Below are 24,524 nucleotides of genomic sequence, written 5' to 3'. Positions count from 1 at the left end.
GTCTTAAGGAGCGTGCGCGAGCTGGGTGGCGAAATATGCGACGGTCTTGGAATAGACCTCGCTCTTGTTCCACTGCAGTAGCACTGCGAAGTTAGGGCTGCCGGGCTGCCAATCCTTGCCGCGCTGCCAGCCGTAGCCGGCGAGATAGTTGGCGGTGGAGGCGAGCACGTCGGGCGCGTTGTGAAGCAGATCCCGCTTGCCGTTGCCGTCGAAATCGACGGCGTATTTCAGCCAAGACGAGGGCATGAACTGGGTCTGGCCGAGCTCGCCGGCCCAGGCGCCGCGCATGTCGCCGGGTGCCAGGTCGCCGCGCTGGACGATGCGTAGCGCATCCATCAGCTCGCCACGAAACTGCTCGGCGCGCCGGCAGTCATAGGCCAGCGTCGCCAGCGAGCGGATGGTTGCAAACTTGCCGGTGTTGACGCCGAAATCGGTCTCGAGACCCCAGATCGCGACCAGCACCTCGCCCGGCACGCCGTAGGTCTGTTCGATGCGCGACAGCACCGAGCCGTATTGTTTCATCATGTTGGAGCCGCGCTGCATGCGCGGCGGCACCATGCGGCCGGAAAACTCCTCGAAGGTCTGGGTGAAGACCTTTTGCGAGCGGTCGCGGTTGAGCACGCTCTGATCGAGCGTTACGCCGGCAAGCCCGGCGGTGATGGCTTGCTGTGAGATGCCTTTGGCCGCGGCGTCGGTTTTGAAGTCCGCAAGCCAGGCGTCGAAATTGCCTGAGCCGCAGGCGACCGCAGCGAGCGCTGGCTCGGCAGAAATGATCGAAGCGGAGAGGGCGAAGGCTGCGAGGGCGAGACGAGAAATCGTCGGGGTCATTCGAGTAGATCGATTCCGTGAAATGGCCTGGCCGGCGGCGGCAATCTCGGTTGTAACCGCGGCCAAAGCAAGGCGTATGACAATGCGCGATCCTGCCCGACCCGGGGCAGGATCGCATGTCACGATATCGTCAGGCGTCCGTCCGATTCCGCCAGGGGAAGAGGTTGGCGGGGAAGTCGGCGGCCGGCTTGCGCGGACGATGCGGCGGCGGCGGCACCGGGCGTGCATCGGGCGCGGACACGATCACCTTGCGATAGAGGTGCCAGGTTGCGTGGCCGAGCAGGGGGATCACCACGGCGAGGCCGAGGAAGGCGGGGATCGTGCCGAGCGCCAACAGCACCGCCACGATCAGGCCCCAGGCCGCCATCGGCACCGGGTTCCTGGCGACCACGCGCAGCGAAGTCACCATCGCCTCGAACGCGCCGGCGTGGCGGTCGAGCATCAAGGGGAACGACACGGCGCTGATGCAGAGCGCAGCGAGCGCGAACAGGAAGCCTGTGCCGCAGCCGACCACGATCAGCCACCAGCCTTGCTGCGTCGTCAGCACGCGCGTCATGAAATCCGAGATGCCGGTGACGCCCTCATAGCCGAACGCCGCGACATAGATCGCCTGCGCGGTCGCAACCCAGGTCACGAACAAGGCGAGCAGCAGCGTGCCGAGGCCGAGCATCGCACCGAACGAAGGCGAGCGCAGCACCTCCATGGCATCCCAGGCGCTCGCGTCTTCGCCGCGTTCGCGCCGGCTCGAGAGCTCATAGAGGCCGAGAGCGGCGAACGGACCGATCAGGGCAAAGCCCGCGGCCAGCGGAAACAGAAGCGGCAGTACCGAATAGCCCATCACCACGCGGGCGAGCACGAGGCCCAGCACCGGATAGATCACGCACAGGATGATGGCGTGGCTCGGAACGGCCTTGAAATCTTCCCAGCCGAGCTTGAGCGCGTCGTGCAGGTCGGACAGTTGGATGGTTCGGATCTCCGGTCCAGCCGCGTCGGCGGTCTGGGCCGTCGTGGGCACATTGCCTTGGTAGAATGTGGCCATGGTCGCTAGCTCCCTTGCCATGCAGCCGAATTCGGCGCCGGCAAACGGCGCAAGCGGCCGCTTCTTGAAGTTTCGCGATTCCCACCAGACGCGAATTCCGGATGGCATCGCGAGCTGAGCGTCAAGCGTACCCTCAATTCCGAGTCCTGTCCCTCACGCTTGGGTGAAATTCGATGCCGCATTGCAACCTCGAATGTGTCATTCGGTCGTCATTTCGCCGCAGATAAGCTCATGCTGCTTGTTGGTTCGCAGAACTCCGCGGGCGCAACGCAGAAAGTTGGTCTATAAGTGCCGATCAAGGCGCTTCCAACGGATCCTTTTCGGGGAATAGACATGAGCATTTTTGGAAAAATCATGGGCGCGATCTTCGGCGGCCATCCGGCTTCCGCCGCACCCACGGGCAACACACCGTCGGGCAGCGCGCCCGCAGGGGCCGCGCCGAGCGGATCGACGCTGTCGTCAGCTCCCGCTGCGGCGCCCGCCGCAACGGTGGACGTCGCCGCGATAGTTGACAAGGCGGTGGCCGCGCACAAGGGCGAGAAGCTCGAATGGCGGACCTCGATCGTCGACCTCATGAAGGCGCTCGACATCGACTCCAGCCTTGCCGCGCGCAAGGATCTCGCCAAGGAGCTCGGCTACAGCGGCGACACCAATGATTCCGCGAGCATGAATGTCTGGTTGCACAAGCAGGTGATGTCCAAGCTCGCCGCCAATGGCGGCAAGCTGCCGCCGGAAATCAAGCACTGACCGATCCCGCGGTCGAAGCACAGGGCCCGCGATCTCGCGGGCCCTTTTGCGTTTAATTCAGGCGACGAGGTCAGCATCGTCCGGATGCCTCTCGAGATAGTCGACGACGAAACCGCAGCCGGCGATCACCTTCTTGCCGTCGCGCCGGATCAAGTCCAGCGCGCCCTTGATCAGCTCGGATCCGATGCCGCGGCCGCGGAGCGCGCGCGAGGTCTCGGTGTGGGTGATGATCACGGCCGACGGCGTCAGCCGGTAATTGGCGAAGGCGACCTCGCTCCCGACGTCCAGCTCGAAGCGGCTCCCGTCCTTGTTGTCCCGTACCAATGCCGCCATGCAAGATCCTTCCGAGGTGCTGCTTCTTCCCTGATCTAGGCGCCTGAACCGGTCCTTGCCAAGATGCGACCAAGGGAGGTTGCCGCAGGGGAGATATCCGGAAAATGCGTGTCCCGCTCAGTCTCATGGCGTTGCTCGCCACGCTCGCCTCGTCCGCGCCAGTGCCGGCCTCGGCCGAAGGCGGTCCGGCCTGGGACGCGTGCGTCGGGCTGACCAGCACGCCGGAAGAGCGGGTCAAGGCCTGCTCGACCGTGATCGATACGAAGAGCGAGAGCGGGCACAGGCTCGCCGGCGCCTATTGCAATCGCGGCCACGGGCTCACCGAGAGGCGCGAGCTCGATGCCGCGTTGTCCGATCTCGACGAGGCGGTCAGGCTCAATCCGGCCTATGCCTGCGCCTACAACAATCGTGGCCGCGTCTATAGTTTCAAGCGCGACTACGATCGCGCCATCGCCGATTACGACGAGGCCATCAAGCTCGATCCATCGCTGGCGCTGGCCTACAGCAATCGCGGCGAGTCCCGCTACAACAAGGGCGATCTCGACGGCGCGTTCGCCGACTTCGACGCCGCGATCAAGCGCGATCCCAACTATGCCACGGCCTATACCAATCGCGGGCTGGTCTACTATCGCAGGCACGACATGGTGCATGCCATCGCCGACTACACCATGCGGATCAAGCTCGCGCCGAACCTGCTCGCCTATATCGATCGCGGCAACGTCTATCGCGACAGCGAGCAGCTCGACCGCGCCGCCGCCGACTATGGCGAGGCGATCCGCATCGCACCGACCGACGCACGCGGCTGGCGCAATCGCGGCATGATCCGCCTCTACCAGGGCGACAACAAGGGTGGCCTCGCCGACTACGACAAGGCGCTGCAATACGATCCCTCCGACGTGTTCTCCTGGAACAACCGCGGTCAGGCCCGCTTGCGGGTCGGCGACAAGCAGGGCGCGATCTCTGATTTCAGGAAGGCGCTGGAGTTGAAGCCGGGCTTGCCGATGGCGCAGGAGTCTTTGAGGAAGCTCGGGGCGTTGTAGTTGTCGCCGTCATTCCGGGGCGGCTCGCAGAGCCGAACCCGGAATCTCGAGATTCCGGGTTCGATGCTGCGCATCGCCCCGGAATGACCATCCTCATTTCTTCACCAGGTCCTGATAGTCCGGGTGCTTCTCGATCCACGCCTTCACGAACGGGCACTCCGGGATCAGCTTCAATCCGGCCGCGCGGACCTGGTCGAGCGCGCCCTGCACCAGCTTCGAGCCGATGCCCTTGCCGCCGAGTTCTTTCGGCACCTCGGTATGCACGAAGGTGATGACGTTGCCGTCGAGCTTGTAGTGTCCGGTCGCAAGGTAGCCCTCAACCTCAAGCTCGAAGCGGTGATGGGCCTTGTTGTCGATGACGTCGCTCATGTCGTCTCCGGTCAGCTCTTCAGCGAGTCCGTCAGCATCTTGCGGATCGACCAGGCTTCGCCGTCGGACGAGCCCCTGATATCGTCGATCCTCCAGCTGTTGGCCTCGCGCACGAAGTCGTAACGCACGATCTGGTCGGCGGGTTTGCGGTCGTTGCGGTGGCCGGTGATGGTCACCGCGATCGTCGCCTTGTCGGCCTCCATCTTCTCGGCGTCAACCTTGAACGACTTAACGTCGGGGTCCTGCGAATTGGTGACAGGATCGAAATCGACCGGCCCGATATCGCCCTTGGGCGTATGCGCATCGGCCTTGGCCCACAGCGCGACCAGGGCCTGGGAGAGATATTTGCCCTTGGCCGCCTTGTTCTCGATGACGAAGGCGCCGCCGCCATCGCCCTTGCCCTTGGCCGCGCGGGTGTAGATCGCGGTCAGGATGGCGACGGGATCGCTTGGAGCAGGCATCACGGCGAATGCCGGAGAGGCGGAGGCAAGCAGAGAGGCGGCGACGAAGGTCCGACGGGTGAGCATGGAATGTCCCTCTGATGCTGGCGTGCGACGCCGAGCCGGAGCGGCCAGCGTCGGCGCGTATCTCTGTAGACCGATCGAGGGGCCGTTCGGTTCAATCGGACGCTTTGGCCAGCCGCGCATCTTCTGGCTGTGGCTGTTGGCGGAGGCAGCCCTGGCAGATGACGAGGGAGCGGTTGACCCTGGCGTCCTGCTCGGCCTCGATGCCGTCCTGGGCCTGCCACCATTCCTTCGAATAGGGCTGAAGCCCGGCTTGCGACCTGTTGAGCTCGGATGCGGCGGCGGCGCGCGTTGTACGCGATGGCCCTGAGGCGGAACGCGGCTGATTGGGATCCTCGCCGGCACCGTCCCAGGCATAGCGCGCAGGCTTGAAGGCCGGATCGGACACAAGATGCGCCTGCGGGGCCACGGCACATCCGGCGAGCGCCAGCGACAACAGGAGGAAGGCGGGCGCTTTGACCATGATGCTGCACTCTGTACGCAAGAACTAATGGAGGTTGCGCCGATCATGTTTAAGATTCCTTGAACATGCGCATGGCTCCGCTCTGGCCAGCGGCCTTGCGAGGCTGCGGACGATGGCGATAAATGGGCTGCAATGAGCGGGCGGCCGGTGTGCCGTCCGCCATCGAAGAGGAAGCCCGATGCAGCCCCTGCGCATGTCCCGCCGTGTCATGAATCTCGCTCATATGCTGACCCAGAATGCGCGGCGGCATGGATCGCGTCCCGGCTTTGTCTGGGGTGACAAATCCTGGAGCTGGCGCGAGATCGACGCACAGGTCTCGGCACTGGCCGCGGCGCTCGCCGCGCGCGGCATCACGAAGGGCGACCGTATCCTCGTCCATTCCGAGAATGGCGACGAGATGTTCTTCTCGATGTTCGCCGCATTCCGGCTCGGCGCCGTCTGGGTCCCTACCAATTTCCGCCTGATGCCGGATGAGGTCGCCTATCTCGCGCAAGCCTCCGGCGCGAAGGCGTTTCTGTGCCATGTCGATTTTCCCGAGCACGCCGCGGCCGTGAAGGGCGGCGCGCTGGAATTCACCTGGAGCATCGACGGCGGGGCGCCATTCGCCGAGACGTCGGTTGCGGATGCCGTCGCATCGCGAGCCGGCAACGTGGTCGAGAACGTTGCGGTCGAGCACGACGATCCCTGCTGGTTCTTCTTTACGTCCGGCACTACCGGCCGCTCCAAGGCCGCGGTGCTGACCCATGGCCAGATGGGCTTTGTCGTCACCAACCATCTCGCCGATCTCACGCCCGGCGTAACGGAAGGGGATGCGTCGCTGGTGGTGGCACCGCTGTCGCATGGCGCAGGCGTGCATCAGCTGGTGCAGACCGCACGCGGTGTGCGTACCGTGCTGCTGCCGACCGAGAAGTTCGACATCGATGAGGCGTTCCGGCTGATCGAGGCACATCGCGTCAGCAATCTCTTCACCGTGCCGACGATTCTGAAGATGATGGTCGAGCACCCCGCCGCCGACAAATACGATCACTCCTCGTTGCGTCACGTGATCTATGCCGGCGCGCCGATGTATCGCGAGGATCAGAAGGCCGCGCTGAAGAAGCTCGGCAAGGTCATCGTGCAGTATTTCGGCCTGGGCGAAGTCACCGGCAACATCACGGTGCTGCCGGCGGCGCTGCATGATCCCGAGGACGGCCCGCACGCGAAGATCGGCACCTGCGGCTTCGAGCGCACCGGCATGCAGGTCTCGATCCAGGACGACGAGGGCCGCGAGCTCGCCGCAAACCAGGGCGGCGAGATCTGCGTGATCGGGCCTGCGGTGCTCGCCGGCTACTACGACAACCCTGAAGCCAATGCGAAGGCGTTTCGCAACGGCTGGTTCCGCACCGGCGATCTCGGCCACATGGACGAGGAGGGGTTCGTCTACATCACGGGACGTGCCTCCGACATGTACATCTCCGGCGGCTCCAACATCTATCCGCGCGAGATCGAGGAGAAGATTTTGACGCATCCCGCGGTCGGCGAGGTCGCCGTCCTCGGCGTGCCGGATGCGACCTGGGGCGAGGTTGGCGTCGCCGTCTGCGTCGCGCGCGAAGGCGAGAAGCCCGTGAGCGAAGCGGAGATGGCGGCGTTCCTCTCGCCGAAGGTGCCGCGCTACAAGATGCCGAAGCGCTTCTTCTTCTGGGAGGCTCTGCCGAAATCCGGCTACGGTAAAATTCCAAAGCGCCTGGTGCGCGATGAGCTCGAGGCGCGCGGGCTGCTCGATCTCGACAAGAAGCAGGCGGGCTGAGCGAAGGTCATGCGCAGCATCAAGCAGCCGGGCGCGCCGCATCCCGAGCGCGTTCAATGGGTGGAGGCGAGGGGACGCGCCTTCTCGTTCACGCTTGAAGCGGGTCTGCCGCTGCTCGAAGCCGCGCGTCGCGGCTTTGCGGCGGAGGGCTTTGCCGGTGGCGTGCTGAATTTTGGCAGCGGCGCGCTTGGGCCGTTCGGCTATGTCATGCCGGCGCTGTCGAAGACGGGCGAGAACGCAGCGTTCTATAGCGACACGTTCCGGCCCAAGGGCGTGACGCGTACGAAGCTCGGCCGCATGACGCTTGGCATGCGCGACGGCGCGCCGGTCTTTCATTGCCACGGGCTTTGGACCGAAGCCGACGGCCGCGCCAGTGGCGGGCACATGCTGCCGGACGAGACGATCGTTGCTGAGCCGTTCGAGGTCGAGGCCTTTGGTATCGATGGCGCGATGTTCACCGCCGAGCCTGATCCCGAGACGAATTTCAAGCTGTTCGGGCCGGTCGCGTCCGCAGCGACCGGCGCGCGAACCACGAGCCGCGCCTTTGCGCTGCGACTGCGTCCCAATCAGGATTTTGCCGGCTGCCTCGAGGAGTTCTGCTGCGTGCACGGCATTGCCCACGCAAAGCTCCACGGCGGCGTCGGCTCGACGATCGGCGCGCGCTTCACCCATGGTGGCGTGACCGAACCGTTCGCGACCGAGTTGGCGATAACGGCCGGTACGATCGCGCCCGGTCCCTCCGGCGCGCCCGAAGCGGTGCTCGACGTCGCCCTGATCGACTACACCGGTGGCATCGCCGAGGGCCAACTGATCCGCGGCGACAATCCCGTGCTGATGACCATGGAGCTGGTGCTGGAGGTCTTGGGCTAGGGCACGACCGAAGCTTGCGGCGTCCCGCAGAAGCCACTTCCATGCGATTTATGTTCCTGATATGTTCCATAGCGAATTTCGGTTGGGACGGAGCGGGGGCAGGAACATGAGCCGGACACGACGCCGTCAGACCACATTGCGTGCGCCTTATCTCAGGCGCGTCTGGCTCGATCGCGCGCGGGTCGAGGACTGGGAGGCTTATCCGTTCTGTCTTCCCGTGTTCAGGGACGAGTTCGATCACAGCTTCGACGCCGCGGTCACGATCATCGTCGGCGAGAACGGGACCGGCAAATCGACCATCCTCGAAGGCATTGCCGGGATGGCCGGCTTTGCCAGCACTGGCGGGCGCAAGGGTTTTCAGGAGATCGACGGCGGTGGAATCGAAATCACCGGCGAAGAGCTGTCGTCCACCTTGCGGGCAGCGTGGGTGCCGAAGGTGACCGACGGCTGGTTCTTTCGTGCCGAGACGTTCTTTTCTGTCGCGCGTTATCTCGACCGCTCGGCCGTGAGTGCCGCAGAAACCATGGAAGGCGTGTTTGGCGCGAGCGTTCAGCAGGCGCCGGACTATCTCTCCTTCTCCCATGGCGAGGGCTTTCTGGTGTTCTTCGAGGAGCGCTGCCAGAAGCAGGGCATCTACATCTTCGACGAGCCGGAATCGGCGCTGTCGCCGGCGCGGCAGATGGATTTCCTCAAGCTGCTGCATCGCATGGATCTCTCCGGCAACTGCCAGGTGATCATGGCGACCCACGCGCCTCTGCTGATGGCCTATCCCAATGCGCAGCTGCTGCGGCTCGGGAAATACGGCCTTGAGCCGACAACGGTGGAGCAGACGGATCATTACCGGGTCATGCGAGAGTTTTGCGCAGATCCGCGTGGGTTCGTGGAGGCGACGCTGGGGGAGTGATCGACGGCCGCGACGACGCAGGCTTTCTCCATCGTCATTGCGAGCGCAGCGAAGCAATCCAGATTCTCTCCCCGGCCGCAGTCTGGATTGCTTCGCTGCGCTCGCAATGACGGCGCCGAGCAACAGCGTCCCACTCTCGTGTCCCGGACGCGCTGGCGCGCCTGCAATGCGCATAGCGCGTCGAAGACGCGCGTGAACGCGCTTATGGCGTTGCTGCGCAGAGCCGGGACCCAGATGGCGAAACAGTAAGGCAGCACCGTTACATGGGCCCCGGCTCTGCAGCGCACCGCCGGAGGGGCGCTGCGCTGCGTCCGGGGCACGAGAGCGGAGCATCTTCGCATTCCAATCTAGATCACACGCCTTCACATCCTCGCGGCACGTCGTCCCCGGCTGGCGATCACCAGGGGCGAGCGCGTACTTTAGCCATGGCCAGGAATGTCGATTCACTTATGCCTGATATCCCCGAGCTCGATCCTTGAAAGAGGTCGAGCGCTGGCGAGTAAGTCTGACTGGCGTTTTTCGCGTCATACATGGCGGAGAAGCGGTTCAACAGCTTTGCAACTTTCGTGGGATCCGAAAGATCTTTGAGATTGAGGTATTTTCCCACGATCTTGGCTTGCTGATCGATCTGCATCGCAGCCATCTGATCAGGCAAATCGAAGGTGGTTCTGAACACCTCCGAAAGAGCCTTGTCGGCAAGTATGTCGTAGGCAGACGTGATGTGTCCCGCCATTCGCTGGAAATACAACGCCAGACGCACACCGGGATTCGTATCCCCCTGCTGCTGCTCCAGGCTTTGCTGGAGATAGTTCTTTTGCGTTGCCAGAAATTGGTCGCGTTTTTGCGCACCCATCATCGGAAGACGCGCGACGTTGCCCTTGCTGTCGAAATTGAACGACGCCGCGATCTCGGCAAAGCGAGGATCGCTCTCCGTGTTTGCAAAGCTCTTTGGATTGCTCAGATCGGAGCCGAAGATCTTCTCGAGATATTCGTCGCTGACTTTCTTAGGCTCCAAACCCTTGGCCACAAGAATGAAGTCGACCATCTTCCTGTTTTTAAGCAGATCGGTAACGCTTCCGATTCCTGCGACTGCTTCCTGATAGGCCGTCGCGACTTTCTGGGCTTGTTCCCGAACTGCCTTCTGCTGCTGAGGGCTTGCGTTTTTGATCGCTGCGATGACGTAGTCCTTCGCAATCTGGAGGACTTGAGCCGAGTCCTGGGCCACCAGGGGGGGTCGTCAGATTGCCTTTTGCGTCGAAGTTGAAGGCGCGTGCGAGCTGTACGTATCGATCGTCCTTGAGGGTATAGACGTAGCTCTTGGGGTCGCTGAGGTCGCTTTCGAGGACAGCCTTGACGGTGGCCTGCGAGACGTTTTTGGGATCGAGGCCGACGGCGCCCAGCGCAAAATCATACACGCCCGGTGTCGATACAAACGCCTGGACTGAATTAATCTTGAGGAGGTCCGATCTGAATTGCTTGATCGCCAAAGCTTCGTATATCGGGCTTGCAGCTTGGTAGACGGCGGCCTTGCTGGCGTCGAACCGCTGTTTCGTGATGGTGACGTTTGCAGCAGTCTGCGCGGACACCCCCGACGGGAGTGATCCATCGGGCAAGAATTCGAACGCGCCGGCCAGGTCTACAAACCCGCCAATCGTCGCTATCTGGTCGTTGAGGCTGGAGATGCTGTTCGTATATGACTCCAGGTGATGCTTTTCCACCAGGATCTGGACGTTCAACTGGGTCACGTTGGCGCCCGGTTGCGATAGTTGGGCCGTGTAGTTGGCTATGTTCGAATTGGCGGCGCTGGCATCCGATTTGGCTTGAGCAAGCTGGGCGTTGAGGCCGCTCAACTGCGAAGCGAAAGTGGTGTTGACGTAGCTGTTTGGATCGGATGGATCGCTGCGCAGGACCTGGCTTATCGTAGCAGCCGGCCACTTGCTTTGGTCGATCCCGAATGCCGAATAGACATAGTTGCGAAGACGGTCGTTGTTCAGGAGCTGGTCAGGAGTGCTGATGTTGCCGATCTGGGCGCTGTAGTAATCCGAGTCGCCGGCAAGCGCATCGACCTGGCGCTTCTTGGTCGCCGTGTACAGACCGATCGTCTCATCGGTCTGGTCGCCCGATTGCGCAACCGGCGTTGCGCCGCCATTGAAGGAAAATGCCGCGGCAAACTCCCGGTAACGCTTGTCGACCAGCTTGTTGACAAAGCTTTTTGGATCGGAGAGGTCGCTCTCGAGCACCTTCTTCATGAAAGCCTTGGCGTAGGCCATGTCTTCCAGGCCGTAGGCTTTCGTTGCGTAATGATACAGGCGGTAATCCTTCATCAGATCGTCAACGGTGTGGACCTTGCCGATGTTGGCTTTGTAATAGGCCGCTTCGCGCGCGACGTCCGATTGCTGCGCCACCCGCGTCAGGGATTGCGTGAGATTGCGCGCGATGTAGCTGTAGCTGAAATACGTTGACACCATAGGGTATTCCTGACGGCTCGGCGGTCCTGGACTTCCGTCAATCATTGCCGGGTCGTCGCAAGGTGGAGACTGGCCTCATGCCAGCAGACAGAATGGCGGTTAGTTTTTACTGCGATTCTCAGTTACAACTTTAGGTATCACTAGCGTCCAAGTGCCGCATCGCCAGGATATTTCCGGCAAGCCCCCCGCAAGCTTCGTCTTCTAACTGGCATTCGAAAATCGCGGGCACAGTTACACCTCCCCGCGGCACGTCGTGCCCGAGCTTTTGCGTCCGTTGCCGCCCTCGAAGGTGCCGAGGGCGCAGGGAAGGCCGGGCGCCGGCTGGCACCCGCGGTCCGCTGTGCGCAAATGCGCTGGAATAGATGCACAGCGGCATACAGGGCAGCCTGGACATCCCGGCCTTCCCTGCGCAGTGGTTTTACGGCTTATGTCGCGCTCTCCCCGGGGAGCGATGCACTATTGCCCCCGTCGCCTTGCGGATGACTGATGTGCGGACCCGGTCGGGCCGCAGATCACCGCACGACTTGGCGCGCAGGCTCCGGGCGCCAGGACCACACGATTTTGCCGTACGCAGGCTGCACCGGTCGTGTGCGCGAAGGGCGTTGCTCACGGAGTGACCCGCCCTGCAACCACCTTCGCGCCGACGCCGCCCGCGTCCACCACGTCCCATCCCGCGTTCGTGACGATCGCGATGCGCCCCTCGGCCGGGTCGGGATGGCCGAAACATGCGATAAATCCGAATTCGCGTAAAGCGAAATGTTTTGATCCGGAAGCATTGACCCGGGTCTGGCGTGTTTTGCCCGCCGGGCGGCGCAAGGGCTTGTGGGTGCGTAGGGCGGGTTAGCGTAGCGTATCCCGCCGCTCTTTTGCGCGCGAGGCGGGATGGCGGATTACGCTCCGCTAATCCGCCCTACGGTCTCGGGCCGGCACAACACGCGCGCGATATCCTCCATCCGCTCGAACACCATGTCCGGCCCGTGCGCCCGCAGCGCCTCCGGGGCCGCATAGCCCCAGCACACGGCACCGCAGGCGATTCCCACAGCCCGCGCAGCCTCGATGTCGCGGACCTCGTCGCCAATCGAAATCACGCGGTTTGGGTCGACGTCGGCAAGCCGGATGACCCGGCGGAATTTCGCAGGCTTGCCGAACACCGATGCCGCGCAGTCGAAATGCGAGAACAGGGCGGCGACCTCGCCGAGCTTCTCGCGCGCATTGGCTTCGCTGTCCGATGTCACCAGCGCGAGCTGCACGCCATTCCCGGCCAGCGTCCGCAGCATCGCCTCGACGCCCGCAAACAGCGAAATCTCCGCCGCGGCTTCTGCCTTCAGTCGCCGCGCATGCCGCGCGATCGCCGGCAGCTTCCAGAGCGGCACCTCGAGGCGGGCGAGGATCTCGCGCGTCGAGGCATGTCGCAGTCCCTCGACATCCTCATCCGCGACACGGCGAAAGCCGAAGCGATCCGCGACATCGTTGATGGTGCGCAGGAACCACGGAAAGCTGTCGGCCAACGTGCCGTCGAGATCGAAGATGGCGAGGGAGTGGGGCAACATTGCGGGTACGGGAGTTGTCGAGCGTGCCCAATTGCTCGGGTGTTACTTCGTCGCCTTGCTTGGAAAGTTCGGGCCTCTCCTGTAACCCGTTTTTGCTTGAGCTCGATCGGGAATTCGTTCGATAATCTTACTCTTCATCATCTTATTGAATATTCGCTTTACTGAGTTTTCTGACCCGATAAAGGTAATTTCCCGCGCCTTCGCGTTGTTGATTTCTGGATGCACTCTCAAATATTCGCAGATCATCTCTTCCGGTGAAGCTAGCTTCTCATGACGAAGTGTAACTTTCACACTGCCATCTAACTGTTCAATCACCGGGTCCCGAAACTTTAACTTTCGCATCGCTTCGAAGGCGGTATTCAGACCTTCACCGACATCCTTGTTTGGGGGATCTTCATACTTGTTAATTAGGCGTACGATCCTCTGATTTCGAGCGAAGCGCTCTTCCAGAATATTCTCAACAGTGACGTGTGCTGGCAACACGCCCGGACTCTGAACCTCGATGCGGTTGTCGTAGATGCGGATATGGATGTCATCATTTAAGCTGTAGTCTCGATGGAGCACGGCATTCGTGATGATTTCGTGGATAGATTCGCGTGGATAAGACACGTTTTCCAATCCAGTCGTTCCAACTACCGAAACCTTTTCCACAATATCAACGGTTGCCTGCACTGCTTTTGCGATCAACGCGTAAGCATGTCCTTCGATGCTAGCGGGATTTCCAACCAACGTATCACGTGTTCCCATACCCGAGGTTTGATAACGGTAGATCTTTATCCCCGCCTTTGGCAGAGCAGCTTGAGGCTCCTCGGCATAGAGGAGCACGGCGGCTACGGTCGGTCTGTCTTCATCAATGAGTTGCTGTTTCTTGAGCCACGGCAGAGGCTCTGCCGTCGGAATGTTCGCAAGCATGAATTCGAGTATCGGCTTGGAGTTGGTGACCTCGCCAGAATCAATTTTGACGACGTGATCTTCGTAAGAGGTGATGCCCTTGTTGAACTTGAGTCTTGATATTTGATCTTCACGCGTTTGAGGCAGATTTTGCGCTCCGCGCCTCAAATAGAAGGTGCTATCGCTTGCCGAACGGATATCGGGAGTTTTCAAAATTTCGCAGTGGAGCAACAACCCGGGATAGCGGTCAGACTTCAGAAATTGGTACTTGAAATAGCTTCCAAGCGGGAAAAACTCTTCGAATGCCTGGATGTGGCCGTTTGCGGCCTCAGCGTCTACAAAACCTGACCAGCGCTTGATAGATGATCCACTATTTAGCACTCCTATGAAGAGCTCACCACCATCAGCGTTGGCGAAGGCAGAAAGCGACTTAGTGAGCTTCGCCGGTGACACTTCCTTTGCTTTGAAGTCTAAGAAGTGGCTCTCGCCGCGAGTCAGCAGATCAGCGAATTGAGCATCGGATACCGTCGTTACATCGATCGTCAAGAGTCCTCACTCCTCAGCTCGCGCTGTCATGGCTGAGCTGAAAGAGTAACGACCAGCGCTACAACTTCAAGAAGAAAGGGCGCTCACCGTATCGGGGGCTCCGGTTATCTACTCCGCCGCCTCGCTCGTGCTCCTGCGCTTCGGCTTCCGCGCCTTCTTCAGCACCGGCTCCAAAAACTTCCCCGTGTAGCTCCGTGGCGCCTTGGCGATGTCTTCCGGCGGGCCCCAGGCGACGATCTCGCCGCCGCCGTCGCCGCCTTCGGGGCCGAGGTCGATGACCCAGTCGGCGGTCTTGATGACTTCGAGATTGTGCTCGATGACGACGACCGTGTTTCCTTGCGCGACCAGCTCGTGCAGCACCTCCAGCAGCTTCTTGACGTCGTGGAAGTGCAGGCCGGTGGTCGGCTCGTCCAGGATATAGAGCGTGCGGCCGGTGGCCCGCTTGGACAGCTCTTTCGCCAGCTTGACGCGCTGTGCTTCGCCGCCGGAGAGCGTAGTGGCCTGCTGGCCGACGTGGATATAATCGAGGCCGACGCGGTGCAGGGTCTGGAAGGTCTCGCGCACGCGCGGCACCGCCTTGAAGAACTCGGCGGCCTCCTCCACGGTCATGTCGAGCACGTCGGCGATGCTCTTGCCCTTGAACAGGACTTCCAGCGTCTCGCGATTGTAGCGCTTGCCCTTGCAGACGTCGCAGGTGACGTAGACGTCGGGCAAGAAGTGCATCTCGATCTTGATGACGCCGTCGCCCTGGCAGGCCTCGCAGCGGCCGCCCTTGACGTTGAAGGAGAAGCGGCCGGGTTCGTAACCGCGCGCCTTGGCTTCGGGGAGCCCGGCGAACCATTCGCGGATCGGGGTGAAGGCGCCGGTATAGGTCGCGGGGTTCGAACGTGGCGTGCGGCCGATCGGGGACTGGTCGATGTCGATGATCTTGTCGATGTGCTCTAAGCCCTCGATGCGGTCGTGCGGGGCGGCGCCTTCGCTGGCATTGTTCAGCTTGCGGGCGATGGCGCGGTAGAGCGTGTCGATCAGCAGCGTCGACTTGCCGCCGCCGGAGACGCCGGTGACGCAGGTGAACAGGCCGAGCGGGATCTCGGCCGTGACGTTCTTGAGGTTATTGCCGCGCGCGTTCACCACCTTGATGGTGCGACGGTGGTTCGGCGGACGCCGCTCCGGCACCTCGACCTCGAGCTCGCCGGTGAGATATTTGCCGGTCAGCGATTTCGGGTTGCGCATGATCTCGGCCGGCGTGCCTTCGGCAACGATGTTGCCGCCGTGCATGCCGGCGCCGGGGCCGATGTCGAGGACGTAGTCGGCGAGGAGAATGGCGTCCTCGTCATGCTCGACCACGATCACGGTGTTGCCGAGGTCGCGCAGGCGCTTGAGCGTATCGAGCAGGCGGGCGTTGTCGCGCTGGTGCAGGCCGATCGACGGCTCGTCCAGGACGTAGAGCACGCCGGTCAGCCCTGAGCCGATCTGCGAGGCGAGGCGGATGCGCTGGCTCTCGCCGCCGGACAGCGTGCCGGAGGCGCGGGAGAGGGTGAGATAGTTGAGGCCGACGTCGAGCAGGAAGGTGAGGCGCTCGCGGATCTCCTTGAGGATGCGGCCCGCGATCTCGTTCTGCTGCGCGTTCAGCGCCTCGGGCACGCCCTCGAACCATTCGCCGGCCTTCTTGACCGAGAGTTCCGAGATCTCGCCGATATGCTTGCCGCCGATCTTGACGCAGAGCGCCTCGGGCTTGAGCCGAAAACCCTTGCAGCCCTCGCAGGGCACGTCGTGGAAGTACTTCGCCAGCTCCTCGCGCGCCCACTCGCTCTCGGTCTCGCGATAGCGGCGATTGATGTTGGTGATGACGCCCTCGAACGGCTTCTTGGTGTCGTAGGAGCGGACGCCGTCCTCGTAGGAGAACTTGATCTCGTCGTCGCCGGAGCCGTAGAGGATCGCGTTCTGCGTCTTCTTGGCCAGATCCTTCCACTTGGTGTCGAGCGTGAACTTGTAGTGCTTGCCGAGCGCGGTCAGCGTCTGCGTGTAATAGGGCGATGACGACTTGGCCCAGGGCGCGATCGCGCCCTTTCGCAGCGTCAGATCCTTCTCGGGGATGACGAGATCCTCGTCGACATGCTGCTCGACGCCGAGGCCACCGCAGGCCGGGCAGGCGCCATAGGGATTGTTGAAGGAAAAGAGTCTGGGCTCGATCTCGGGAATGGTGAAGCCGGAGACCGGGCAGGCGAACTTTTCCGAGAACAGGATGCGCTCGGGCCCGCTCTTGTCGTGGATTTTTGCGGTCCTCTTTTTCTCTTTCTCTTCAGCAGGTGCCGCCGCCGGTGCGTCGGCGAACTCGATGACCGCGAGGCCCTCGGCGAGCTTCAGCGCGGTCTCAAAGCTTTCGGCGAGGCGCTGGCCGATATCGGCGCGCACCACGATGCGGTCGACGACGACGTCGATATCGTGCGGGAATTTCTTGTCCAGGCTCGGGGCTTCCGCGAGCTCGTAGAAGGTGCCGTCGATCTTGACGCGCTGAAAGCCCTTCTTGAGCCACTCGGCGAGCTCTTTCCTGTACTCGCCCTTGCGGCCGCGCACGACCGGAGCGAGCAGATAGAGGCGCGTGCCTTCGGGCAACGCCAGCACGCGGTCGACCATCTGCGAGACGGTCTGGCTCTCGATCGGCAGGCCCGTGGCCGGCGAATAGGGCACGCCCACGCGCGCCCAGAGCAGGCGCATGTAATCGTAGATCTCGGTCACCGTGCCGACGGTGGAACGCGGATTCTTCGACGTTGTCTTCTGCTCGATCGAGATTGCCGGCGAGAGGCCGTCGATCTGGTCGACATCCGGCTTCTGCATCATCTCGAGGAACTGGCGCGCATAGGCCGACAGCGATTCAACGTAGCGGCGCTGGCCCTCGGCGTAGATGGTATCGAAGGCGAGCGAGGATTTGCCGGAGCCGGAGAGGCCGGTGAACACCACGAGCTTGTCGCGGGGAATCTCGACGTCGACGTTCTTGAGGTTGTGCTCGCGCGCGCCACGGATCGTAATTGCGCGCAGGCTCGAGCCCGCGTTCTGCTGTTGGCGCTTCGCCTTGATCACTTCATCCATCCCGGTGGTCCTCAAGGAAATCCCAACGGCGCGCGATCGCGCCAGTGTTGAAGGCGCGCATCGCCCGGAACCGGGATCGGCGCCGTTGGGTATGTCCGCGAACGTAGGAAGAACGAGGACGGATTTCCAGTGCGACTTGCGAATCGTCAACGGATTGTTGGCGCGCTGGCGGCAACTGGCAGTAGCGGCTCATCCGGAACAGGCGAAAGGCCGGCGCGAGGCCGGCCCTTCGTGCGCGTTTGAAGGCCGTCGCGCGAAAACAAAAAGGCCGGCGCAAGGCCGGCCTTTCGTAACGCGATGGCGTTGGCGTTGGGGCGAAGCTTAGTACTTCGCGACCACCGGGGCCCCGAAGTGATAGTTCACGCCGACCTGCACGGTGTGGAAGTTGGCCGTGCCCGAGTTCACGGGAACGCCGACGCCAGAGAAGTACGTCTCGCCGCCGAGGCTGCGATACAGGTACTCGCCCTTGACCGACCACTGCGGCGCGATGAACGCTTCGACGCCCGCGCCGACGGTCCAGCCGGAGTGGAACTTGCTGTCCGACACCGACAGGCCGGCTTCGGAGACGGTGACCTTGTTGTCGATCCAGGCGTAGCCGCCGGTGCCGTAGAACAGGACGTTGTTGACGGCGTAGCCGATGCGGCCGCGCACGGTGCCCATCGCATCGGTCTTCGAGGTCAGCGAGTCGGTGCCGTCGCTCACTGAGGCGCTGACGTCAGCCCAGGCGCCATCAGCTTCGAGGCCGAACACGACGTTGCCGGTCTGCCAGTTGTAGCCGGCGGTGCCGCCGACGAAGCCGCCCTTCATCTTGATATCGGAGTCGCTCTGCCAAGCGCCGCCGCCGACGATACCCAGGTAGAAGCCGGTCCAGTTGTAGACCGAGGCGACAGCCACCGGAGCCTTGGTGTAGGGGCGAGCCGCCAGATCGGCAGCCGAAGCGGCGCCGGTGAGGGCGAACAAACAGGCCGAAGCCAACAAAACCTTCTTCATTTTCAACTTAATCCCAGTCCCAGTTTCTATTTTTGCCTTCCGTGCGTCGGAAGGGCAGCGGACGCTGTGGTCCAACTGATGTCGTGCTTACACCAGCAAAGCCGCAAGTTGTGTCTCTCAAAAGCCACAACAGTCGCAAAACGTCACAATTGCTGACAGATTGTCGCAGGGTGCCGCGCCTAGCAAAAAGGCCGGCGCGAGGCCGGCCTTTGATCTCCAAACAATATCAGAGAGATATTAGTACTTCGCGATCGCCGGGCCACCCCAGCGATAGTTCACGCGGACAAGCCCCATGTCGACATTTTGGCTGATGCGATCGGTGCCGTCAAAGACACCGGCGGGCGTGAAGAAGTCGCGGTTCCGGTTACCGAGGAAGATGTGGTCGTACTCAACGCCGACCGACCAGTTCGGAGCAAAGCCGACTTCCAGACCGGCACCAACCGTACCGCCCCAACGGGTGCTGCTGGCGGCCGAGGAGAGCAGGATGCCAGTCGGAGTGTCGAAGACGTCGAATTTGGTGTTGACCACAGCAGCGCCGCCCTTCACGTAGAACAGAACGTTGTTCCAGGCGTAGCCGACTTGGCCAGTGATCAGGCCAAACGCATCCATGCGCGAACGGTTGGTGACAAGCGCACCGTTGAGGGGGTTGATAACAAACGAGCTGACAAAGTCGCCCGAGAAGTCGGCCCAGTTGCCCTGGCCTTCGACGCCGAACACCCACTGACTCGACTGCCAGCGATAGCCGATCTGACCACCGACGGTGCCGCCGGTCGCGTTGTGGCAGCCTTCGCGCGTCGCAAAGCCCGTCACGGGGTCAATGAAGTCCCAGCACGAGTGCATGGAGCCGCCGCCACCGTTGATGCCGATGTAGAAGCCGCTCCAGTCGTAGATGGTGGCGACCACCGGTGGCGGAGCCTTGGTATAGGGACGCGCAGCGAGATCCGCCGCGCTTGCGGGAGCCGACAGGATCAACGCCGCGGCCCCGATTGCACCAAACAAAATCTTATTCATTGCAGTCTCCCCAGTTTCGTCCGCTTCTTGAGGTCCCCGAAGCGGCTGATCAGGCGCGACGCCCATATGAACTCAATTCCGAGGCGATCGTAGCCTAAGCTGGGGGTAGAGTCCGTCGCCCAAATGCAACAGTCACGAGCCGATTGAAGTGCGCGTAACTTGATGAATGTTAAGCGGTTTCTCTCGTTTGCGGGAACCCAAAAAAGTTCCATTCGGGTTCCGCATTTTGTTGCAGATTGGACGGTCTCAGGTTCCCATTTTCGGGGGCTTCCTTAATGAGAACAAATCTGGAACACTCCGCTGGGCGGTGCTATATGTGGGGATAACCTGTGGGGCAATGGGCTGATCGGTGCGCGCAAGCGTATAGGGTCGCCTCAGCACAGGTCGCAGAGCATCGCGGAGAGCGGGCTCGGCCCTTTGAAATTCAGTGGCATTTGGAGTGGAGAGCGGCGATGGCGGGAAGCGTCAACAAGGTCATTCTGGTTGGAAATCTCGGCAAGGATCCTGAAATCCGCCGCACCCAGGACGGGCGGCCGATCGCCAACCTTTCCATCGCCACCTCGGAGACGTGGCGCGACAAGGCCACCGGCGAGCGCAAGGAAAAGACCGAGTGGCATCGCGTCGTGATCTTCAATGAAGGGCTCTGCAAGGTCGCCGAACAGTACCTGAAGAAGGGCGCCAAGGTTTACATCGAGGGTGCGCTGCAGACCCGCAAATGGACCGACCAGAGCGGCGCGGAGAAGTACTCCACCGAGGTCGTGCTCCAGGGCTTCAACTCCACGCTGACGATGCTCGACGGCCGTGGCGGTGGCGGGGGAGGTGGCAGCTTCGGCGACGAGTCGGGCGGCGATTTCGGCTCCTCAGGTCCCGTCGGCAGCGCACCGCGCCGTCCCGTTGCCGCCGGCGGCGGTGGCCGCAACAACGACATGGACGACGATATTCCGTTCTAAATCGGGGAGCGCCTGAAGCGGCCGCGACGGCATTCATTGGCTCGGTAGCTGCGCGTCCGCTTTCCAAAATAATCGGGACATCGCGCTGATGCAGCTTCAATCGACCCTGACCTGTCCATGCTGCGGGCACCGAGCGACTGAGACCATGCCGACCGATGCTTGCCAGTTCTTCTACGATTGTGCCGGGTGCGGAGTCCGGCTCAAGCCCAAGGCCGGGGATTGCTGCGTGTTCTGCTCCTACGGCACGGTGCCGTGTCCGCCGGTACAGCAGACGAGCGATTGTTGCGGGTAAGGCCGTCCTGTGCGCTGAACGGGGGGCAGAAACACTGACGGGACAAAGCGCACGGCGCCTCGGCGGATTCCAGGGCGAAGTCAGCGACTGAACAGTCTTCTGGTCCTTACCGTTCATAGGGCCGGCTCGGAGGGCGCTCGTCCGTCGGATTGGCTTGGTCGCGTAAGACAACAGGATTTCTTGCCAATTGGCGGGCAAAGCTCGGCTTTCCCGTGCTTGCCTCGTGCCCGCACGAGCGTTTGACGACGTGCGATGTGAATGGTATTAACTTAATGTTAATTCTATTCACATGGGAGGCTCCGGCTGACCCGGAGGACGCTCCTCATGAGCCTCTCGCCGCTGCTCGAGGCTGCCCCGGCCATTCCGCTGCACGCCTTCGCGGCGATGACCGCCTTTGCGCTTGGTCTGGTGCAGTTCGCGGCGCCCAAGGGCACGCTGCCCCATCGGACGATCGGGTGGATCTGGGTGGTGCTGATGACTGTGGTGGCCGCATCCTCGTTCTGGATCCACGCCATCCGCCTGGTTGGGCCGTTCAGTCCGATCCACCTGTTGTCGATTTTCACGCTGGTGGTGCTGCCGTTTGCTGTGTGGCGGGCGCACACCCATCGCGTGGCCGATCACCGGCGCATGATGATCCTGCTGTTCACCGGCGCGTTGGTGGTGGCGGGGCTGTTCACGCTGGTGCCTGGGCGGATCATGCACCGGGTGATTTTCGGGGTCTGACGGGCGGTTTGCAGCAAGCTGTTTCGAGCGTGCTTCCGGTGGTGGCGGGAGGAGCGTAAGTCTCTGGAAAAACAGTCGGAAAAAGCGCCTCTGGGGACCCTTGCAAGGGTGGTTATCAGGGCCCCGATGCGCTATATGATTCCCAGATAAAACCTCACCGGATTTCCCCTTGGCTGACGACGACAACAAGCCCGGCGACCAGCCGGCGCAACCCTCGGACATTCGCCCCGTTTCCATCTACGAGGAGATGAAGAAGTCTTACCTCGATTACGCCATGAGCGTGATCGTGGCGCGTGCGCTGCCCGATGCGCGCGACGGGTTGAAGCCGGTGCATCGCCGCATCCTGTACTCGATGAACGAGCAGGGGCACACGCCTGACAAGAAGTACGTCAAGTCGGCGCGCGTGGTCGGTGACGTGATCGGTAAATATCATCCCCATGGCGACCAGTCGATCTACGACGCCATGGTTCGGATGGCGCAGGACTTCTCCATGCGCGTGCCGCTCATCGACGGCCAGGGCAATTTCGGCTCGGTCGACGGCGATCCCCCGGCCGCCTATCGGTATACCGAAGCGCGGCTGACGAAGGCGGCGCTGGCTCTGCTGGCCGATATCGACAAGGACACGGTCGACTTCCAGCCGAACTACGACAACAACGAGACCGAACCCTCGGTCTTGCCGGCCAAGTTCCCGAACCTTCTCGTCAACGGTGCGGGCGGCATCGCGGTCGGTATGGCGACCAACATCCCGCCGCACAATCTCGGCGAGGTCATCGACGCCTGCGTCGCGTTGATCGACAACCCTGCGCTCACCATCGACGAGCTCAACAACATCGTGCCGGGACCGGATTTCCCGACCGGCGGCGTCATTCTCGGACGGCAGGGCATCCGAGCCGCCTATCACCTCGGCCGCGGCTCGATCGTCATGCGCGGCAAGGTCGCGATCGAGACCATCCGCAAGGAGCGCGAGGCGCTCATCATCACCGAGATCCCCTACCAGGTGAACAAGGCGACGATGGTCGAGCGCATCGCCGAGCTGGTCAAGGAAAAGAAGATCGAGGGCATCGGTGACCTGCGCGATGAATCGGACCGCGAAGGCTACCGTGTCGTTATCGAATTGAAACGCGACGCCGTGCCGGATGTAGTGCTGAATCAGCTGTACAGATTCACGCCGCTGCAGACGAGCTTCGGCGTCAACATGGTGGCGCTCGACAGCGGCCGTCCGCGGATCATGCATCTGAAGGACCTGCTGGCCATCTTCGTCGACTTCCGTGAGCGGGTCGTCACGCGGCGTACCAAGTTCCTGCTCGCCAAGGCGCGCGATCGCGCCCATATCCTGGTTGGTCTGGCGATCGCGGTCGCCAATATCGACGAGATGATCCGCGTGATCCGGACCTCGCCCGACCCGACCACTGCCCGCGACACCCTGATGTCGCGCGACTGGCCGGCCCGGGATGTGGAGGACATGCTCGCGTTGATCGACGACCCGCGCCACCGCATCAGCGAGGACGGCACGATCCGGCTGTCGCTGGAACAGGCGAGGGCCATTCTCGACCTGCGCTTGCAGCGCCTCACCGCGCTCGGCCGTGACGAGATCCGCGACGAGCTCGACAAGCTCGCCGGCGAGATCGCCGATTATCTCGACATCCTGCGCTCGCGCGACCGCGTGCTGGGCATCATCAAGACCGAGCTTGCCGAGGTGAAGGCGGAATTCGCCACCCCGCGCCGCACCGTGATCATGGAGCAGGAAGGCGAGGTCGAGGACGAGGACCTGATCCAGCGCGAGGACATGGTCGTCACCGTCTCCCACGCCGGCTACGTCAAGCGCGTGCCGCTGTCGGCCTACCGGGCGCAGCGCCGCGGCGGTAAGGGCCGCTCCGGCATGCAGACGCGCGACGAGGATTTCGTCAGCCGGCTGTTCGTCGCCTCCACGCACACGCCGGTGCTGTTCTTCTCCTCGCGCGGCCAGGTCTACAAGGAGAAGGTCTGGCGCCTGCCGATGGCCGCGCCGAACGCGCGCGGCAAGGCGCTGATCAACATCCTGCCGCTGGAGCAGGGTGAGCGCATCACCACCATCATGCCGCTGCCGGAGGACGAATCGACCTGGGGCCAGCTCGACGTGATGTTCGCGACCACGGGCGGCAACGTCCGGCGCAACAAGCTGTCCGACTTCGTCGACGTCCGCCGCTCCGGCATCATTGCGATGAAGCTCGACGACAATGAATCGATCGTCGACGTGCAAATCTGCACCGAACGCGACGACGTGCTGCTGACCGGCGCCGGCGGTCAGTGCATCCGCTTCCCCGTCACCGATGTGCGCGTGTTCACCGGGCGTACCTCGATGGGTGTGCGCGGCATTGCGCTTGGCGAGGGCGACAAGGTGATTTCGCTGGCGATCCTGCGCCACGTCGAGACCACCTCGGACGAACGCTCGGCGTACCTGAAGATGCGCCGCGCGGTGGCCGGCGAAGCCGCGGCTGACGAGGCGGCCGTGGATGCCGAGGCCGAGGAGACCTCCGGCAGCTTCCAGCTCGCGCAGGAGCGCTATGTCGAGATGTCGGCGCAGGAGCAGGTCGTGCTCACCGTCTCCGTCAACGGCTACGGCAAGCGGACCTCGTCCTACGAGTACCGCACCACGGGCCGCGGCGGCAAAGGCATCGTCGCCATGAGCGTCAACAACCGCAACGGCAATCTGGTGGCCTCATTCCCGGTGGAAGACGCCGACCAGATCATGCTGGTCACCGACAAGGGCCAGCTGATCCGCTGCCCGGTCGAGGGTATCCGCGTCGCCGGCCGCTCGACCCAGGGCGTGATCGTGTTCGACACCGCCGAGGACGAGCACGTCGTCTCGGTCGAGCACATCACGGAAGAGGCCGAGAGCGGGAACGGAGCGAATGGGGAGTAATCTGTCGCACCCGTAGCCCGGATTTCGCGAAGCGAAATCCGGGACTCTGGATGCTCGGCAAGAAACCCGGATTACGCTTGCGCTCCATCCGGGCTTCTGTAACGGGCCTGAGTTAGTCAATCCCTTTTTGCGTCATCCACTCGCCGGGAACCTGCTTCTGTACGGGATCGGCGCGGTGGCCGTCGCCTGATGGGGTTCTGGAGAGGAG

At 62.6% G+C, this 24,524-nt stretch carries 20 protein-coding genes and 1 pseudogene; 9 read left to right on the top strand and 12 right to left on the bottom strand.

What is annotated here, in order from left to right; all coding sequences use genetic code 11:
- Positions 1–3: 3 nt before the first annotated feature.
- Both AC630_RS22520 and AC630_RS22515 read right to left on the bottom strand, forming a co-directional pair.
- On the bottom strand, positions 4–828 hold the full coding sequence (locus tag AC630_RS22520; protein ID WP_074120641.1) for a lytic murein transglycosylase: 825 nt from the start codon (positions 826–828) through the stop codon (positions 4–6).
- Positions 829–958: 130 nt separating this feature from the next.
- Complete coding sequence (locus AC630_RS22515; protein WP_074120672.1) at positions 959–1,867, bottom strand: DUF2189 domain-containing protein; 909 nt, start codon at positions 1,865–1,867, stop codon at positions 959–961.
- Positions 1,868–2,200: 333 nt separating this feature from the next.
- Between AC630_RS22515 and AC630_RS22510 the strand changes: the two genes are divergently transcribed.
- Positions 2,201–2,614, top strand: coding sequence for a DUF3597 domain-containing protein (locus AC630_RS22510; RefSeq protein ID WP_074120640.1), 414 nt, complete (start codon positions 2,201–2,203; stop codon positions 2,612–2,614).
- Between the two features lie 57 nt (positions 2,615–2,671).
- On the opposite strand, the gene AC630_RS22505 is transcribed toward AC630_RS22510, so the two are convergent.
- Complete coding sequence (locus tag AC630_RS22505; RefSeq protein ID WP_074120639.1) at positions 2,672–2,947, bottom strand: GNAT family N-acetyltransferase; 276 nt, start codon at positions 2,945–2,947, stop codon at positions 2,672–2,674.
- Between the two features lie 104 nt (positions 2,948–3,051).
- Here AC630_RS22505 and AC630_RS22500 point away from each other — a divergent pair, with 104 nt between their 5' ends.
- Entirely contained in the window at positions 3,052–3,987 is a 936-nt protein-coding gene (locus AC630_RS22500; protein ID WP_074120638.1) for a tetratricopeptide repeat protein, read from the top strand.
- Positions 3,988–4,080: 93 nt separating this feature from the next.
- Here AC630_RS22500 and AC630_RS22495 read toward each other — a convergent pair whose 3' ends face one another.
- From AC630_RS22495 to AC630_RS45550, 3 genes are all read right to left on the bottom strand, one after another.
- Entirely contained in the window at positions 4,081–4,356 is a 276-nt protein-coding gene (locus AC630_RS22495; protein WP_074120637.1) for a GNAT family N-acetyltransferase, read from the bottom strand.
- An 11-nt stretch (positions 4,357–4,367) separates the two neighbouring features.
- Entirely contained in the window at positions 4,368–4,883 is a 516-nt protein-coding gene (locus AC630_RS22490; protein WP_074120636.1) for a DUF3828 domain-containing protein, read from the bottom strand.
- Positions 4,884–4,974: 91 nt separating this feature from the next.
- Positions 4,975–5,343 (bottom strand): hypothetical protein, encoded by a 369-nt coding sequence (locus AC630_RS45550; RefSeq protein ID WP_074120635.1) that lies wholly within the window; start codon positions 5,341–5,343, stop codon positions 4,975–4,977.
- Positions 5,344–5,521: 178 nt separating this feature from the next.
- Between AC630_RS45550 and AC630_RS22480 the strand changes: the two genes are divergently transcribed.
- The 3 genes from AC630_RS22480 (at position 5,522) to AC630_RS22470 (ending at position 8,903) form a co-directional block, all read left to right on the top strand.
- Complete coding sequence (locus AC630_RS22480; protein ID WP_074120634.1) at positions 5,522–7,129, top strand: acyl-CoA synthetase; 1,608 nt, start codon at positions 5,522–5,524, stop codon at positions 7,127–7,129.
- A gap of 9 nt (positions 7,130–7,138) precedes the next feature.
- Positions 7,139–7,999: a PCC domain-containing protein gene (locus AC630_RS22475; RefSeq protein ID WP_074120633.1), complete on the top strand. Its 861-nt coding sequence runs from the start codon at positions 7,139–7,141 to the stop codon at positions 7,997–7,999.
- 106 nt (positions 8,000–8,105) lie between these two features.
- Complete coding sequence (locus AC630_RS22470) at positions 8,106–8,903, top strand: AAA family ATPase (protein WP_074120632.1); 798 nt, start codon at positions 8,106–8,108, stop codon at positions 8,901–8,903.
- 397 nt (positions 8,904–9,300) lie between these two features.
- Here the strand turns inward: AC630_RS22470 and AC630_RS22465 are convergent.
- The 6 genes and pseudogenes from AC630_RS22465 to AC630_RS22435 form a co-directional block, all read right to left on the bottom strand.
- A pseudogene (locus AC630_RS22465) lies at positions 9,301–11,371 on the bottom strand (DUF1217 domain-containing protein).
- A gap of 890 nt (positions 11,372–12,261) precedes the next feature.
- On the bottom strand, positions 12,262–12,918 hold the full coding sequence (locus AC630_RS22455; RefSeq protein ID WP_074120671.1) for an HAD family hydrolase: 657 nt from the start codon (positions 12,916–12,918) through the stop codon (positions 12,262–12,264).
- Positions 12,919–12,963: 45 nt separating this feature from the next.
- Positions 12,964–14,358: an RNA/DNA-binding domain-containing protein gene (locus AC630_RS22450; RefSeq protein WP_083636349.1), complete on the bottom strand. Its 1,395-nt coding sequence runs from the start codon at positions 14,356–14,358 to the stop codon at positions 12,964–12,966.
- A gap of 108 nt (positions 14,359–14,466) precedes the next feature.
- Positions 14,467–17,448 (bottom strand): excinuclease ABC subunit UvrA, encoded by a 2,982-nt coding sequence (uvrA, locus tag AC630_RS22445; RefSeq protein WP_074120631.1) that lies wholly within the window; start codon positions 17,446–17,448, stop codon positions 14,467–14,469.
- Positions 17,449–17,769: 321 nt separating this feature from the next.
- On the bottom strand, positions 17,770–18,438 hold the full coding sequence (locus tag AC630_RS22440; RefSeq protein WP_074120630.1) for an outer membrane protein: 669 nt from the start codon (positions 18,436–18,438) through the stop codon (positions 17,770–17,772).
- A gap of 237 nt (positions 18,439–18,675) precedes the next feature.
- Positions 18,676–19,449: an outer membrane protein gene (locus AC630_RS22435; protein WP_074120629.1), complete on the bottom strand. Its 774-nt coding sequence runs from the start codon at positions 19,447–19,449 to the stop codon at positions 18,676–18,678.
- A gap of 452 nt (positions 19,450–19,901) precedes the next feature.
- Between AC630_RS22435 and AC630_RS22425 the strand changes: the two genes are divergently transcribed.
- The 4 genes from AC630_RS22425 to gyrA all read left to right on the top strand — a co-directional run bounded on the left by AC630_RS22425 (position 19,902) and on the right by gyrA (position 24,316).
- Complete coding sequence (locus AC630_RS22425) at positions 19,902–20,399, top strand: single-stranded DNA-binding protein (protein WP_074120627.1); 498 nt, start codon at positions 19,902–19,904, stop codon at positions 20,397–20,399.
- An 88-nt stretch (positions 20,400–20,487) separates the two neighbouring features.
- Positions 20,488–20,691 (top strand): GDCCVxC domain-containing (seleno)protein, encoded by a 204-nt coding sequence (locus AC630_RS47165; RefSeq protein WP_074120626.1) that lies wholly within the window; start codon positions 20,488–20,490, stop codon positions 20,689–20,691.
- A 324-nt stretch (positions 20,692–21,015) separates the two neighbouring features.
- Positions 21,016–21,414, top strand: coding sequence for a DUF2306 domain-containing protein (locus AC630_RS22415; RefSeq protein ID WP_074120625.1), 399 nt, complete (start codon positions 21,016–21,018; stop codon positions 21,412–21,414).
- Positions 21,415–21,583: 169 nt separating this feature from the next.
- Entirely contained in the window at positions 21,584–24,316 is a 2,733-nt protein-coding gene (gene gyrA, locus AC630_RS22410; RefSeq protein WP_074120624.1) for a DNA gyrase subunit A, read from the top strand.
- Positions 24,317–24,524: the final 208 nt, after the last annotated feature.

Source organism: Bradyrhizobium sp. AS23.2 (genome assembly GCF_001908185.1).
In the GTDB taxonomy this organism is placed as follows: Bacteria; Pseudomonadota; Alphaproteobacteria; order Rhizobiales; family Xanthobacteraceae; genus Bradyrhizobium.
Note: the sequence above shows the minus strand (reverse complement) of the source record. Positions and strands in the feature narration are given on the sequence as shown.

Coding starts and splice junctions, on each gene's coding strand:
- AC630_RS22435 (WP_074120629.1), bottom strand. CDS start 19,449: ATGAATAAGATTTTGTTTGGTGCAATCGGGGCCGCGGCGTTGATCCTG.
- AC630_RS22520 (WP_074120641.1), bottom strand. CDS start 828: ATGACCCCGACGATTTCTCGTCTCGCCCTCGCAGCCTTCGCCCTCTCC.
- AC630_RS22440 (WP_074120630.1), bottom strand. CDS start 18,438: ATGAAGAAGGTTTTGTTGGCTTCGGCCTGTTTGTTCGCCCTCACCGGC.
- AC630_RS22470 (WP_074120632.1), top strand. CDS start 8,106: ATGAGCCGGACACGACGCCGTCAGACCACATTGCGTGCGCCTTATCTC.
- AC630_RS22480 (WP_074120634.1), top strand. CDS start 5,522: ATGCAGCCCCTGCGCATGTCCCGCCGTGTCATGAATCTCGCTCATATG.
- AC630_RS22515 (WP_074120672.1), bottom strand. CDS start 1,867: ATGGCCACATTCTACCAAGGCAATGTGCCCACGACGGCCCAGACCGCC.
- AC630_RS22425 (WP_074120627.1), top strand. CDS start 19,902: ATGGCGGGAAGCGTCAACAAGGTCATTCTGGTTGGAAATCTCGGCAAG.
- uvrA (WP_074120631.1), bottom strand. CDS start 17,448: ATGGATGAAGTGATCAAGGCGAAGCGCCAACAGCAGAACGCGGGCTCG.
- AC630_RS47165 (WP_074120626.1), top strand. CDS start 20,488: ATGCAGCTTCAATCGACCCTGACCTGTCCATGCTGCGGGCACCGAGCG.
- AC630_RS45550 (WP_074120635.1), bottom strand. CDS start 5,343: ATGGTCAAAGCGCCCGCCTTCCTCCTGTTGTCGCTGGCGCTCGCCGGA.
- AC630_RS22490 (WP_074120636.1), bottom strand. CDS start 4,883: ATGCTCACCCGTCGGACCTTCGTCGCCGCCTCTCTGCTTGCCTCCGCC.
- AC630_RS22495 (WP_074120637.1), bottom strand. CDS start 4,356: ATGAGCGACGTCATCGACAACAAGGCCCATCACCGCTTCGAGCTTGAG.
- AC630_RS22510 (WP_074120640.1), top strand. CDS start 2,201: ATGAGCATTTTTGGAAAAATCATGGGCGCGATCTTCGGCGGCCATCCG.
- AC630_RS22415 (WP_074120625.1), top strand. CDS start 21,016: ATGAGCCTCTCGCCGCTGCTCGAGGCTGCCCCGGCCATTCCGCTGCAC.
- AC630_RS22500 (WP_074120638.1), top strand. CDS start 3,052: ATGCGTGTCCCGCTCAGTCTCATGGCGTTGCTCGCCACGCTCGCCTCG.
- AC630_RS22505 (WP_074120639.1), bottom strand. CDS start 2,947: ATGGCGGCATTGGTACGGGACAACAAGGACGGGAGCCGCTTCGAGCTG.
- AC630_RS22475 (WP_074120633.1), top strand. CDS start 7,139: ATGCGCAGCATCAAGCAGCCGGGCGCGCCGCATCCCGAGCGCGTTCAA.